The 13,389-nt window shown below is 45.1% G+C and carries 15 protein-coding genes; 8 read left to right on the forward strand and 7 right to left on the reverse strand.

What is annotated here, in order from left to right; translation table 11 throughout:
* The first annotated feature begins 37 nt into the window (after positions 1-37).
* The 5 genes from CXF65_RS13045 to CXF65_RS13065 all read left to right on the forward strand — a co-directional run bounded on the left by CXF65_RS13045 (position 38) and on the right by CXF65_RS13065 (position 3,964).
* A complete protein-coding gene (locus CXF65_RS13045; RefSeq protein ID WP_101212406.1) occupies positions 38-880 on the forward strand; it encodes an undecaprenyl-diphosphate phosphatase in 843 nt (280 codons plus the stop codon).
* Positions 881-947: 67 nt separating this feature from the next.
* The gene (locus tag CXF65_RS13050) at positions 948-1,871 is read left to right on the forward strand and encodes a class I SAM-dependent methyltransferase (RefSeq protein WP_101212408.1); all 924 of its coding nucleotides are present in this window, start codon (positions 948-950) and stop codon (positions 1,869-1,871) included.
* A 157-nt stretch (positions 1,872-2,028) separates the two neighbouring features.
* Positions 2,029-2,268, forward strand: a complete 240-nt coding sequence (locus CXF65_RS13055) for a hypothetical protein (RefSeq protein WP_101212410.1) — start codon at positions 2,029-2,031, stop codon at positions 2,266-2,268.
* An 87-nt stretch (positions 2,269-2,355) separates the two neighbouring features.
* Complete coding sequence (gene ubiA / locus CXF65_RS13060) at positions 2,356-3,294, forward strand: 4-hydroxybenzoate octaprenyltransferase (protein ID WP_025652464.1); 939 nt, start codon at positions 2,356-2,358, stop codon at positions 3,292-3,294.
* Positions 3,287-3,964 carry a DUF4112 domain-containing protein gene (locus tag CXF65_RS13065; RefSeq protein WP_025652465.1) on the forward strand — a complete coding sequence of 226 codons (678 nt, stop codon included), beginning with the start codon at positions 3,287-3,289 and terminating at the stop codon, positions 3,962-3,964. Before ubiA ends, CXF65_RS13065 begins: the two co-directional genes overlap by 8 nt.
* 106 nt (positions 3,965-4,070) lie before the next feature.
* On the opposite strand, the gene CXF65_RS13070 is transcribed toward CXF65_RS13065, so the two are convergent.
* From CXF65_RS13070 to CXF65_RS13080, 3 genes are all read right to left on the reverse strand, one after another.
* Positions 4,071-4,694, reverse strand: a complete 624-nt coding sequence (locus CXF65_RS13070) for a hypothetical protein (protein WP_101212412.1) — start codon at positions 4,692-4,694, stop codon at positions 4,071-4,073.
* An 80-nt stretch (positions 4,695-4,774) separates the two neighbouring features.
* On the reverse strand, positions 4,775-5,212 hold the full coding sequence (locus CXF65_RS13075) for a secondary thiamine-phosphate synthase enzyme YjbQ (RefSeq protein WP_025652467.1): 438 nt from the start codon (positions 5,210-5,212) through the stop codon (positions 4,775-4,777).
* 9 nt (positions 5,213-5,221) lie between these two features.
* Positions 5,222-5,839, reverse strand: a complete 618-nt coding sequence (locus CXF65_RS13080; protein ID WP_101212414.1) for a hypothetical protein — start codon at positions 5,837-5,839, stop codon at positions 5,222-5,224.
* 171 nt (positions 5,840-6,010) lie between these two features.
* Between CXF65_RS13080 and yiaA the strand changes: the two genes are divergently transcribed.
* On the forward strand, positions 6,011-6,577 hold the full coding sequence (yiaA, locus tag CXF65_RS13085) for an inner membrane protein YiaA (protein WP_198552011.1): 567 nt from the start codon (positions 6,011-6,013) through the stop codon (positions 6,575-6,577).
* 50 nt (positions 6,578-6,627) lie between these two features.
* Here the strand turns inward: yiaA and mnmD are convergent, their stop codons facing one another.
* The 4 genes from mnmD to ispZ form a co-directional block, all read right to left on the reverse strand.
* On the reverse strand, positions 6,628-8,667 hold the full coding sequence (gene mnmD, locus CXF65_RS13090) for a tRNA (5-methylaminomethyl-2-thiouridine)(34)-methyltransferase MnmD (protein ID WP_101212418.1): 2,040 nt from the start codon (positions 8,665-8,667) through the stop codon (positions 6,628-6,630).
* A 349-nt stretch (positions 8,668-9,016) separates the two neighbouring features.
* Entirely contained in the window at positions 9,017-9,472 is a 456-nt protein-coding gene (locus tag CXF65_RS13095) for a hypothetical protein (RefSeq protein WP_101212420.1), read from the reverse strand.
* Positions 9,469-9,798 carry a YciI family protein gene (locus tag CXF65_RS13100; RefSeq protein WP_101212422.1) on the reverse strand — a complete coding sequence of 110 codons (330 nt, stop codon included), beginning with the start codon at positions 9,796-9,798 and terminating at the stop codon, positions 9,469-9,471. Before CXF65_RS13100 ends, CXF65_RS13095 begins: the two co-directional genes overlap by 4 nt.
* 177 nt (positions 9,799-9,975) lie before the next feature.
* Positions 9,976-10,527, reverse strand: coding sequence for a septation protein IspZ (gene ispZ, locus CXF65_RS13105; protein WP_101212424.1), 552 nt, complete (start codon positions 10,525-10,527; stop codon positions 9,976-9,978).
* 171 nt (positions 10,528-10,698) lie between these two features.
* Here ispZ and CXF65_RS13110 point away from each other — a divergent pair, with 171 nt between their 5' ends.
* Both CXF65_RS13110 and CXF65_RS13115 read left to right on the forward strand, forming a co-directional pair.
* On the forward strand, positions 10,699-11,580 hold the full coding sequence (locus CXF65_RS13110) for a PHP domain-containing protein (protein WP_101212426.1): 882 nt from the start codon (positions 10,699-10,701) through the stop codon (positions 11,578-11,580).
* Positions 11,581-11,821: 241 nt separating this feature from the next.
* A complete protein-coding gene (locus CXF65_RS13115; protein WP_198552012.1) occupies positions 11,822-13,276 on the forward strand; it encodes a sensor domain-containing diguanylate cyclase in 1,455 nt (484 codons plus the stop codon).
* Positions 13,277-13,389: the final 113 nt, after the last annotated feature.

Raw genomic sequence — 13,389 nt, forward strand, 5'->3', positions numbered from 1 at the left:
GCTATTAACCAACCGGTCCGTATCTAGGAAAGCCATCGTGGATATCATTTTATTAATTCAAGCTGTCATCATGGGTATCGTTGAAGGTATCACTGAATTTTTACCCATCTCTAGCACTGGCTACTTGATTTTATCAGCCGATTTGATGGGCTTTTGGACCAAAGAAAAAGTCGATTTGTTTGTGGTAGTCGTGCAGCTTGGCGCTATTTTGGCGGTCATTTATGACTATTGGGGCAGACTGTGGCAAGCACTGATGGGCTTACTGACCGGTAAAGCAGAAGGTATGAGTAATCCAAGACAGCTAGGACTTAGCTTAATTGTGGCGACTATTCCAGTGATGATCGTTGGTTTTACCTTCGCTGACGAAATCAAAGCTTATTTGTTTAATCCTATCGTGGTAGCAATTATGCTGATTATCGGTGGTCTGCTGATATTCTATGTCGAAAATCGCCCTAAAGCGATTATTGCGCAAGAAGCAGAAGACGTCAGTTTAAAAACAGCATTGATGATAGGTCTGCTGCAATGTCTGGCATTGATACCCGGAACATCGCGCTCGGGTGCCACTATTATCGGTGCATTATGGCTCGGTGTCTCGCGTAAAGCTTCCGCTGAGTTCTCTTTCTTTTTGGGTATTCCTGTCATCGTTGGTGCAGCATTATTAGATTTGCTCAAGCATCATGACGTCTTAACCAACAGTGAAGATTGGTTAGTACTCGGCATCGGCACAGTGGTGTCATTTATCGTTGCCTTATTATGTATTCGCCTGTTGGTTGCGTGGGTAAGTCGTCGTGATTTCAAAATCTTTGCGTGGCTACGTATTGTCACTGGCGTCATCGTCTTGGTCGCTGCTTGGGGTTTTGGTTATCAAATGGCAGGCTAAGTTTTATGATGAAATAGGCTTTTATGATAATACATGCGGTTTTGAGTGGTAAGAAGGAAGGGCTATTATGAGCAGTTTGCAACCAGTATCTAATAGCTTTACACATTGCCAACTTGTCTACGTTAGCGAGTCTCAGGATAGTCAGGTTGCAGATATACAAGCGTTGATAATTACTCATCAGCTGCCCATTATTTTACACCTTGAGCTGTTTACTGCTAAGCTTAATCAAAAACGTCGCCAGCAATTAAGCCAGACAGCCACCCAACCTATCTTACTATTAGATGACAAAAACAAGCTATCATGGCTGAGCGATGGACTGAGTGTTGCACCCGAATGGGATAAGCTGCAACGCCGTGTGGTGAGTGCGGGGCGTAAGTCTGAACTATTATTACAAGCGGCAAAAATTACATCGGACAGTCAGGTTATTGATGCCACAGCGGGATTTGGTCATGATAGTCTGATATTGGCCAGTACGGGTGCACAGGTCATTATGCTCGAGCAGCAGCCTTTGATGGCGCTGCTTTTGCTAGCAGAACAGCAGCGTATGAGTGCGCTAGCAAATTGGCAAAAGCTTATGAGTCGGCTACAGATTATCAATACTGATGCGCTCAGTTATTTTAAAAATAGTTATTTTGCAAGCCTACAAGCTGATGCGGATAACGTTAAAGAAGTCGATGCGAAAGCAATCGATGTGGTATATCTGGATCCGATGTTTCCAGAGGATAGTTACCAAGATAGTAAAACAGGTAAAGGTGCTAAAGTGGGCAAGCATATGCAAGCATTGCATCAGTTGGCTAGCCCGCCGACCTCAGAGGAAGAACTGCAATTGCTACAATCTGCGCAAGCAGTCGTTCGTCAAAATGGGCAACACACACAACTACGGGGTCGCGTAGTCGTCAAGCGCCCGCAGTTGGCACCGTTACTCGCTAATCAACAACCCAGTGAAAGCTGGCATAACGAAGCCGTACGCTTTGATGGTTATTTTGTTTGATGGCTGTTATTTTCAAACATGGTTTTTTGATCACTGCTTTTTAATAGCTGTTTTTGATTATCATAAATGTGCTTAGTGAGCAGGTTTCCGATCGTTAACTTTATGATTGCTAACTTTAAATGTATTAAATTTAAGGCTATTAAGTTTAGGAGCAGGGATGACAACGTTGATAATATGGATCATGGGTGCCGGCTTGCTATTGGTAAATATCATCCTGCGCACCCGAATTCTACGGCTGGAAGCACGTCTTAAAGAGTTAGGCAATCCGCAAGAGCAATTGGCGTTTTTGCGTAAGCAGGCAGCACAAAAAGATAAAGTCCCTGCGATTAAAGCCTTACGCAAACAATATCCTGAGATATCACTCATCGAAGCAAATCGACTGTGGCAGAACGTTTAGAGACTGTTTGCGAAGAAATGGCAAACTTAGAGACAGTGCGTTGAAATCTGACTATTTAAAAAAGGTATATTTAGAGGTAAGGGTTCTATGACCAACCATCACTCAGCTTTAAGTTTTAAAGAAAAGCTACACGCTTACCTGCAGCTGACACGCTTTGATAAGCCCGTTGGTATTGAGCTGTTACTCTGGCCAACGCTATGGGGCGTGATGCTGGCTGCTATGGGTCAAGCGCAGCAGCAAGGGGCAACAGCAGGCTTGCCAAGCCTCAAGATATTTGTACTTTTTGCGCTAGGCGCGATTTTTATGCGGGCGGCAGGTTGCGCGATTAATGACTTTGCCGATCGCAAGGTCGATGGTTATGTCAGCCGCACCAAAGGGCGACCGCTTGCCGATGGGCGCTTGTCTGGCAAGGAAGCCATTGCGGCCTTTTTAGTACTGGTATCACTCAGTGCTGGTTTGCTATTTTTCCTGCCCGTTGAAGTGTTCTATTGGTCGCTTGGCGCTCTCATACTGGCCTTCATTTATCCATTTATGAAGCGTTTTACCCATTTGCCGCAAGTGTTTTTAGCTGCCGCTTTTGGTTGGGCGATACCGATGTCATATGTGGCGATACAGGGCGCACCTGATATCTGGGGTTGGCTGTTATTTATCGCTTATATGTGCTGGACAGTGGCCTATGATACCCAGTACGCCATGGCTGACCGTGAGGATGATTTAAAAATTGGGGTAAAATCAACGGCGATATTATTCGGTCGCTACGATGTGATTATTATCTCGCTGCTACAAACATTGTTTTTGCTGATCATGGGCATGGTTATGTGGCATTACTTCGCACCGACGACGTTAGGTGTCATACCCGTATTTGGTTTGGCACTAGTCGCAATGATGTTCGCCAAGCAAAACAGCGCTTGTGCCAGTCGTCAAGCTATGGCTTGTTTTCAGGCGTTTTTAGCCAACATATGGGTAGGGCGTTACGTCTTTGCTCTTATCGCCATCGCTTGTTTATGGACGACTTTTAATGGATAACTTCAAAAAGCTCTCAAAGTCAAAAGCGAAAAAGGGCGCTGATATTAATGCGCCAGTTATCGATTATCAGGCAAAGCTAGCCGCGCATGGCCTAACACGCGCACAAGTCATCGCGACCGAGCGTAAGCTGGCAAAATTTGCCAATACGATGGATTCGCTGGTACGTGTGCCTTTTACCAAGCAAGGCATGGGCGCTGATGCAGCGCTCTCGACCATTCCGCTGGCAGGAGATTTGGCTGGATTGGCTTTGACCAGCTATGCTTTTATATTAGGTCGGCAGTTGGGCGTCCCTGCGCATAAGATGACGCCAGCGGTTAGATTGGCACTGATTGATATGGTCGTGGGTATCGTACCGGGCATTGGCACGTTGCTTGATATCTTTATTCGTCCCAGTCGCAAAACCTTGACCATCGTCCATGAGCATCTACACGATGAGTATGGCATCACGGAAACGATGCATATGGATCGACCGTTTTTGCATCAGTCATTAGAAGATAAGCAGCAGCAAAGCCGCTTTGCTTTCTTTTGGCGTAATCCAGTCGTTGCATGGTTGTATCTACATATTCCCGATATGCTCGGCTTACTCGTCATTGTAGTGATTGGCTGGGGACTGTGGGCAATGATTGGCTGGCTGGTAAGTCTGTTTGGCAACACAACTGGTTTTGGTTAAAGCTCCACAAGCCTAAAAAAGGCGGCAAATATCTATAATATTTGCCGCCTTTTTTATTGCATGCTTTTTTAGTGTCTATTTATTAATGTTAGTTTTTTTGCCATCGTTATTCTGTAATGACTTCCGCTTCAGCACTGACCGCATCAAAGCTGGTAACTTTATTATTGCGAATAAAATCAATACTACCACCACCTGCATGACTGACCAACTGAATACTGCCATCGCTTGAGCGGTAAGTCGGATTGTTGCCTTGACCCTCTGGCGCGCTTAGGGTCATTTTTGGTTTGTTGGGTAAGGTGACGATAGCGTTGAGTATGCCTGCTGCTGAGGTTTCAAAAACGACAGATAACGATTCACCTGCTGCGCTTTTATAGCGAACATCAGTGATTTGAGCGCCCTTGATGGCTTGCTCTGGATTGGGCGCAACAGCCGCGTTGTTTGCTGCGCTATCCGTTGGCTCAAGATCTTTCTCAAGCTCGTTTAAGCTGACATCTTGCGCTGAGTCTACAGTAGTCTCAGCGGCATTTGCCTCTCTATCCGTCACTTCAGGTACATTGATGTTAGAGGTCACAGGTGTCGTTTGGACTGCTGCATCAGTGGTGGTCTCGTTAACTGTCTCAGATTCTGATGACTTTTCACAAGCAGTGACTAAAAACATACTCAAAAAAATAACAGGCAGTACACGAAGATAGCGCGTAGGCTTGGCTGGCGTAAATAGATGGGTTTTCATAAGCAGATGACTATTGGTAAAGAGAGTGTTATTTAAGCACAGTAAAGGGTAAGGAACAATCTACCATTGGTGACCATTGATTAAGTATTGACGGTAATGATAATTTTGCGATTGCCACCATACGTTTCAAGATGGTCTCGATGTTCACATAAATAAATGCCTTGCCACGTTCCTAGTCCTAGCGCCCCATTTACCAGCGGCACAGTCAAACTTACGCCAAACAGCATGCTTTTAAAATGCGCTGGTAGGTCATCCGAACCTTCTAAGATGTGGCGATATTCCGGTTGATCGGCTGGCGCGATTTTGTTCAGCCAGTCTTCGGTATCTAATCTGACATCCGGGTCAGCATTTTCGTTGATGGCTAGGCTTGCGGAGGTATGTTGTAAAAATAGATGCATCAACCCTGCTTTAGCCGAATTCGGTAAGAGCTGACTAATGGCCTCTTCAATCAGCGGCGTTATGATGTGAATGCCGCGCGCGTAGGCAGGAAGGGTTAGGGTGGTTTGTTGATAAGCCATTGGCAGGTCTCACTTTATTTTTAATATATCAGCTGTCGTTCCGCTCTCTTGATATACGTCATCCAAATAGCGACGGCTGGCAAGAAGCTTATCGACGACGCCACTTTGACTTTGGGTATTGAGCTTTTGTGCAAAGTCCAAAATAGAGCGCAATTGTTCCAATACCATGGTGTAGCTGGTCGCTGCTTTATCACTATCAATAATGACGGTTTTTGCATAGTTTGCATCAAGGCTGAGATAGTCATCAATCAATTCAGGAATCCGAGTTTCTATTAATTTATTGAGAGTAAATAATTGTGATTCGGTTATTTGCTGATGATGGGTGCCTTCATACTGTTGACCAATATCGTCCATGATTGCTCGAAAAGCGGACGGTACGCGCTCATCATACAGCCGTTTTATAAAAGGATGCTGCGATGAGAAGTTAATAACGGCAAGTCCATTCGCGACCTCACTTGTAGCCACCTTAGTATTATTCTCTAATGAGGCCTTGGTCGCGGACGCCAGATACTCGCGATGGCGCTGTGTTGAATCAATTTGCAACTGTCGAGACTTTTCTTTCATCACAAAGAATATCGGCACAATAAGGATCAGGCTTAGCAAAATCAGTAAACTAAAAAAAGACATGTTTAGACTCTGTCGTGATAAAAACGATGATGATAAGAGTATCGCTATATTTAAAATATTTCTATATTACAACATAACACATCTGTGTTATTTTACCTGAAGGGACAACACTAGTTGGCGAGTATTACTTTATATTAATAAATAATAATGGATAAGTCGTTAAGGATGATAATGGATAATGACACAATTACGAAGAGTCAGCTAGCAGCTTATAAGCCGACTATTGCTTATGTCGGTACCTCTTGGGCCGTGATGCTGGTAGGCGTATTGGCCTATCTGCTGGGATTATGGAATGCACAAAGTATGCTACTTAATGAGAAAGGCTACTACTTTGCCGTTTTGGCACTGGGTCTATACTCTGCGATTAGCTTGCAAAAAACGTTACGTGATCGCGCTGAGGGTATTCCAACCACCAATTTATATTATTTAATCAGTTGGGCAGCGCTGGCGGTATCCATTTTTCTTATTGCCGTTGGGCTCATGAATGCAGGGGGTTTGAGCTTAAGCGAAAAAGGCTTTTATATGATGGCATTTACCATGAGTCTATTTGCAGCGGTGACGATTCAAAAAAACACTCGCGATGAAGCGCAAATTCGCACGCTTATCGCCCCAACGTTAAACCTAGATAGTGATAGTACGGCGCGAATATCCAATCAAAATACAAACACAGCAGAGTCCGGCAAGTCATTGTTTGGTGCCGTTAAATCAAGAATGGACAGTAGTGATAAAGACAGCTAAACAAAATAGGTAAAAAGTATAGCTAAATTTGTTCGCTATGCTCAAATTGCTTAAATGAGCGACGTCTGCAAGCGTGTACGATTTGGCGACAGGCGCGCAAGCATCGCTGTCGATAAGGGTGGAAACGACCCTAACATCATATCTGCCAAGGCCTCAGCGCATATGGGTGCCAGTGCATAACCCTTAGCACCCATCGCACTCATGAGCCACATCCGTTTGCTGCGGGCTAACTGTCCAACGATTGGATGATAATCAGGTGTTTGAGTGCGGATGCCTGCTCGTCCTTGCCACAAACTGATATCTGTTGGAATAATCGATTTCATCTCGGGAATGGCAGTCACCAGCTTATCGCGGCTAATCTGATGCTCTTCATTGCGGACATCCGTATCTGTATCATTGCGTACAAAGCTCGCCCCCAATAATAAATGCGGTGCACCAGTTATTACCTTATTTAAATCATCGTCACCAGTTTGCGCGATAAATGAGGCGCAGTAACCGCTATATTTAAGCGGTATTTTGGGTAGCTTAGCGTACTGCTCAGCGGTTGGCACAAACCACGAGAGCTGACCGCGAATCTTACGGCAATCAAAAATACGCTTGTCTAGCTTATGACTCTCATAAGCGGCGCAAATAACGACGTTATCAGCGCTAATAGAGAGTAAACTCTTATTCTGGTTACTACCCTCAATACAGACACTAGCCTCCATCTCACTAATATTCGTAACATCCAACTGCTGAAAGTGGATTAATGGATGCGTCAGTATAGTGTTTTTTAACGCCTGCGGATTCACCAAGCCAGATTGAGGTAAGTAGAGATTTTCTAATAAATTTTGTGCTTTTAAGCCACTAACGTTTTGCGCCTGTTCGCAGGATAGTGTGTTTGCCATGTCGTCAGGATAATCAGCGATTTGCTCTGTACCGATATTGGCTTTGATTAATAAATCAAGCGCGCCAGTCGGCTCCAGTATGGGTGCTCCGCTTTCCTTCTCAGCTGTTTTATTTAGCAAGCGATAGAGCCGGTTGCTGTAAAGATAGCCTATGCTATGCAGATGCTCGTCGACATGATGAAGCGGTGTCATCTTAGGTGCAAGCAGAGCACGCGGATTGCCTGAGGCGCCTGCCAAAGGTGCTGATTTGTCTAGTAAGCTGACTTGAATGCCGCGATTGGCCAGCGCCCAAGCCGTTAGCAGGCCAGAGACGCCTGCACCAATGACAATGGTATGGCTCTGCTCGCTAGGTGGCGCAGCATTACCATTTATACTATGGTTATCATCTGCGAGCTTAGGATTACTCATGATTGCCGTTAACATTTCGCGTTTACGGCCAAAGCCCTTTACTTTTTTAATCTGAAAGCCGCACTCTTGCAATGCACGTTTGACGATACCGGCACAGCTATAGGTAGCGGCGGTAGTCATTGGTCGTGATAAACGCTGCATTTGTGCAAAGATAGCGTCAGCCCATAAGCTGCTATTGCAAGAAGGGGCGAAGCCATCTAAAAACCAAGCATCGATGTAGGGCGTAGGCTTAAGGGATGTATCTACTGCTAATTTGCCCAAGCTATCGGCCGCATCGCCAAGCCATATATCAACGGTCAGATTATCCTCAAAAAACTTCAAACGATGACAGCCCGCGATAAGGGGTGGGTATGCCGTTAGTAGAGGCTTGATGAATTCGGTAAGCTCAGGTGCGCGCTGCCCCCACAAGATGAGTATCTGCGTTAAATCTGCAAGGGGAATAGGATATTTTTCTGTCGTTATAAAATGCAGGCGAGCAGTGGCTAAGTGTGGCTGCTTATCACGCAGCTGTCGCCATAGTTGCCAAGTCGCTAAAAGGTTCAGCCCTGTCCCAAAGCCCAACTCAGCGATCGTAAAGCATTGCTTTGGGGCAAGGTCTGCTAGTCGCGCTGGCAGTTGATTGTGTGCTAAAAACACGTGGCGCGACTCTGCTAGACCATCGGCGTGTGAGAAGTAGACATCACCAAACTCGCCTGATACCGGCACTCTATTGCCCGTATCATCCATCTGCCAATCGATGTTGGCAGGCGTAATAATATTGGGCTGTTCAGCATTTTTAATTTGAGCGTTAGACATGGCAAAGTTCTTAGGAGCGTTTTTAGCTATAGTCAGTGAGGAATAATATCGACACATCAGGCACTGCTGATATCCATTTTTCTTGCTTGCTGTGCCTGCGCAGACAGAGGCGACAAAAAATTGATATCAGCAATACCATCGCGTTTTAGAATAGTTTGACTATATGTCAACCATAATATCACGACAGCATCCACCCACCTCACTGACCATAATCACGTATAGCTTGCACTCGGTTTCATTGTATTGATATTATTTTGGATTGACGATATATGAGAAGCATCAGAGAAATTTAAGTCCATCAAATGCCGTTAAGTGCCGTTAAGTGCCGTTAAGTATAGATATGCAGCTATTACCAGCGTTCGCGGCGCACAAATACTAACCAAGACACAAAAATACCCACCAATAAGCTGATCAATACCGTGAACGCGCCATATAAAAACAGCTGACCTTTACTCTCATAAACCAACACATTGGCTTGGGTCTGCAGGTCATTGACCTGTCGTTGTAGTTGGGCATTGCGACTGAGCAGCTCTTGATTGGCAGCGTTTAGCGCCTTGTTGGAAGGTTGCAACTGTGCTGCCAAGGTATTATTTATATCAAGGCTTGAATTTGGCGTCATTGCTGGCGCGGTAGCCGCCTGTTCATCTAACGGCGCTGTCGCTAGCGGATCCGTCGTAGCAGGATTCACATTTGTGACCGTTGGCGCAGCGTGCGCTGTCATTGCTATCGTAGCCGTGATTAGCATGGCGCTAGCAAGACTGCGTTGATAGTAGCGGTTTTTTGACCAGGATACACACTGATTCACGACTTGACTGCTTTGTCTGAGGCGCTATCATCTGGCTTTGGCAAGGTATGGATAAAGGGTCTGATATCGACGTGACTGTATACACCGTCGCGCAGGTAGGGCTCAGCGTTTGCCCATGTTTGGGCTGCCTCGAGTGAGTCAAAGTCGGCGATGATTAAGCTGCCTGACATCTCGCTTTTACCATGCTCAATAGGGGTCGGACCTGCGATAATTAACCGTTGTTCGCGTCCTAATGCTTGCAGACGCTCGACGTGCTCAGCACGAGTGATCTGCCGCTGTGCGCTGCTATTAGCAACGTCATGACCAATAATGGCGAATAAAGACATAATAATTCCTTAATAGACAGTAATAATAAACCGTATCATCATTAATGATTAATCATTATCAATATTAGAATTTAGTAGTAATCAGTTATTATAAGATAATAAACTGGCATACCGAATGGTGAGTGTTGGACTTGTTCTTATGTTTACTTATCTAGCGACTATTTACCTAACCAGTGCTTATTTAGCCGCTTTATCGGTCAGCGCTGGATTGATATGTTTTTTTAATACCGCAAACTGCGCGACCACGAACACCAACATAATGGGTATCCAGCCGTAAGTTTTGAAGTTAATCCAAGCCTCATCTGACATAGTAAATGCCGTGATATAATGTAGTACACCCATCATGGCAAAAAACAGCGCCCAAGCAACGGTTAGCTTCTTCCAACCACTGAGCGTAAGGGTAAAGACCTCTTTCATGGCCAACTGCATCAACGGCTTATTGATAGCGGCACTGACAAATAACGTCAAGGCAAAGATGCCGTTAATAATCGGTGACTTCCAGCGCAAGTAAATGTCATCGCGTAGCAACAGCGTGCCGCCACAGAATACGATGGTTAATAATAAAACCACCCATTGCTGCTTATCAAATTTACCTTTTTGGCGAATAAAGTGAATAGCATAGACAACAATCGTGGCAATCAGTAAAGCGCCTGCTGCCGCCAAAATACCTTGGGTACGGGCGACAATAAAAAAAGCAATTAAGGGAATAAAGTCTAATAGGGCTTTCATAGCGTGTGGCATGTCCAACAAAACGTATAGGGTAGTTTACACGTCTACTGCACCAAAAAAAAGCAATCAACACGATAATCGTTTTATATGACCTGCCTTTGCCATTTTCTTGCATTTTATTGATACCATACTCATGATCATTACCATATTCAAAACCTTAAGGCTATTTTTATGAAAATCGATTTACATTGTCACAGTACTTGCTCTGATGGCACCTATGCGCCAACGGAAGTGGTGCAGCGTGCCCATGCGGCTGGTGTCGATGTATTGGCATTGACAGACCACGATACCCTAGCCGGCATCGATGAGGCGAGGGCAACCGCCACGGGCTGCGGCATGACGCTTATTAACGGCGTTGAAATCAGCTGCGAGCATACGCTGAGCGGTGGTTATGGCAAAAATAAATCTACCAACAAGATCATTCATGTGCTGGGATTGGATTTTACCGATTTTGATAAAATGCACGCAACATTGCAGCAATTACAAGACAGTCGTGCGACTCGTGGTCAGCGTATCGCCGAAAAGCTCAGTACGCTGCTAGAGATTGATTTTGATACGCTATGGCAAGCGATACTGGATAAAGCAGGCGGCAATCCACAAGCGGTTGGACGCGCGCATATTGGTCAAGTGCTGTTTGAGCGCGGTGACGTAAAGACGGTACAAAAAGCCTTTGATAAGTATTTGGCGGACAATAAACCCGCTTATGTGGCAATCGAGGCATTGACGATGCAGCATGGGATTGAGCTGATCCATGCGTGCGGCGGCAAAGCAGTCCTAGCGCACCCAACGCGCTATCAGCTCTCGGCGACGCGAGTACGTAAGCTTATCGAAGAGTTCGCTCAGTTGGGCGGCGATGCTTGTGAGCTGCCTGCCAATAGTGAGCCGATTAGTACTCGTAGAATGGTGGATCGCAGCATAGCCGAGCACCAGCTCGTTACCTCGATAGGGAGTGACTTCCATGGTAGTAATATGCCGTGGCGACGTATAGGTGATGTACCGGTATTGCACCCTGAACAGCAAGGTATTTGGCAGTCTTTTGCGACTTTGTCTTAATTTAAAAATCGTTATAAATAATCGATAAGTATGATTCAACTACTTGATCAACAAATGATTATTTTTTAAACTGAACCCTCATTTTATGAGGATATACCCTAGTATATTAGCCAGTACAGCAACGCTATAAATAAAGTAAAAATTATCAGACTAAACGCGCTATTCAGAGTAAGCTTAAGGCAAAGAGAACTGTTTTTTAATTTGAGCTTACTAACTTTATACTATCTGCGGTAGCCCAATTATGGCTGTAAAGATATCTCATCTAGGCTATAAAAGACTCTCCCGAGTTATTTTTGAATGGCAGGCGGCCGATAGGGCGTCGCTGCTGGCCTTATTTATGGTGATAGAAATCTCCACCCATTGGCTGTGGTGCTTGATGGTCTGGTGCTTTCGAGATGCGCTCGATGATTATGTCAATATCCCTCTGTTATATCCATTATGGTTGGGAGTGACAGTAATGGGGTTGTTTTTTTGGTGGCTGACCGGCTACTTATCTCGTACTAGAGACAACTGTAAAGACTTGAGTAAATGGCAAATTATGTTAATTGTGCCTTATACCCTTTATATTGCTGTGGTCGTCGTGATGATAGGCTACAGCAGTTTGTTTGCAGGAGTATCGTTGGTTGGCGGCGCCATGTTAGGCATGGTGCTGATCAAGCGGCGTTATGCGTGGCGGGTGTTTTTGCTGCAGGTTTTACTGATTTTGTTGGCTATTGTAGCGCCTTATTTCGGTATCGATTTGCCCAATTTGCGCCAGTTAACAGTGATCTACCCCATTCTTGATAGCCCAAGTTATCTAACTTATAACGAAGTCATGGCGGTCGAGAACATGGTTGCCGCTGCCATCTTTAAAAATACAGCGCTAGGCTGGGACAGTGTTAGTGCCTTACAACAATCGTCAACGCTCTTTTGGCGCTCAACTCATGTGTATTTAGCCCTGCCCAAAGCCGTTTTTATCGTATATATGTTTCGTACCCTGTTATTGATATTGGATGATAGTAAAAGCGAGATCTTGTTACATGCCAATCAAGACGAGTTAACCAAGCTCAAAAACCGCCGTTATGGCCTGACACAAATGCAGCAGGCGCTCATGACAGTGGACGAGGATCAAGATTTTAGTGTCATTTTATTGGATTTAGATTGGTTTAAAGAGGTCAATGACAATTATGGACACGATATCGGTGATCAGGTTTTGTTTGAGGTGGCGCAGACGTTATTACAGTCTTTGACAGAGGAGGCGATCGTCAGTCGCTATGGTGGTGAGGAGTTTTTGATTGTGCTGCCAGATACCAAGCACGATAGCGCTATGCTCATTGCTAAGCAGCTACGGCAGGATATAGCGCAGCATATTATAAAGGTCGATGACAGCGTCAGTTTTAGGGTAACGGCCAGTTTAGGACTGTATACGTTGACTCATGATAAGCGCATCTGTATCAAAGAGGATTATGATGCTTTGGTACAAAAAGAGAGTCAGCCAAAATTATCAGTCAGGCAAGCTGCTAAATTACCCGCCAGTAAGCAAGTGGCTAGACAGATATCAAAAGCGCAGCTGCCGAGCGATATTTGCCAGCGTTTGATCCGGGTGGCAGACAAAGCCTTATATGAAGCTAAGGATCGAGGTCGTGATCAAGTAGTGAGCGCCAACAAAATGCTCGCCGCAGAAAAGAAGAATGTTGAGCCGCTTTATGGTACGTAGATGAGTGCCAATTAAATGAAGGGTTCTTGAACGAATACCACCTATTAAGCAAATGCCACTGACCAAGTAAATGCCGCCTAAACGGCTATTCGATTGGCTAGCCGCTTATATGA

The organism is Psychrobacter sp. Sarcosine-3u-12 (genome assembly GCF_002836005.1).
Lineage (GTDB): Bacteria > Pseudomonadota > Gammaproteobacteria > Pseudomonadales > Moraxellaceae > Psychrobacter > Psychrobacter okhotskensis.